The sequence below is a fragment of the Serratia sp. A07 genome, from assembly GCF_058725505.1.
On record NZ_JBZXDO010000217.1, the window covers coordinates 1 to 743 of the forward strand.

The 743-nt window shown below is 61.0% G+C and carries 1 pseudogene; it reads left to right on the top strand.

From position 1 onward, the window contains the following. A pseudogene (locus AC4PR2_RS29350) lies at nucleotides 1-743 on the top strand (hypothetical protein); the annotation flags it as partial.

Sequence of the window (743 nt, forward strand, 5' to 3'; positions counted from 1 at the left end):
GTCGACAACGTCAACGGCTTCAAGACCGACCTGAACCGCGTCTGGCGCAGCGGTCAGACCACCACGCAGCTGGGCAATGGCGCCACCGAAACCCGGACCGCAGATGGCCAGCATGTGTATCAGACCGGGGAGGCGATGTCGAAACTGCCGGTCGATATCAACTTCGACCACCATCGCGCCTCGGCCGCCCAGAAGCTGACGCGGGAGAGCGAGGTGAAGACCCAGACGGCGCTGGAGGGCTACAATCACGCGGTTACCGAAACCGGCGGCAAGCTGCGCCAGTTCCACGACCAGTTCGGCAACAGCGACAGCACAACGATGGCGGCGCAGTCCGGGATGTCGACCGTCGATGCGCAGCGCATGAACAAGGCGATTGCGGTCGTAGAGGCGCACGCGAAACGCAATCACATCACCTTCGACCAAAGCTATGCTGAACATGAAACCAAGGCCAGGTCAGGCAACCTCAATATGGGCGCCAGGGCCTCAGTGGGTGTCGACACTGATAGGTCGGTGGTTGGCGCGGTCGGCAAGGTCGTCTTCGGCGCATCCGGTAAAGCAGATCTTCATGGCGGTGTGGACTACAACGCCAGCTCTGGCAGTTCGGCACAAACCTCGGAAGGTGGGCGCAACACCAGGGATGCGGGGCACGATATCTCCGCCAGTGATGCCAAGACCTTCAGTGATGGCCTGGACGTAATGCGCAACTACAGCGTCAACTACAACGGGCAGCACGTCGACAATAA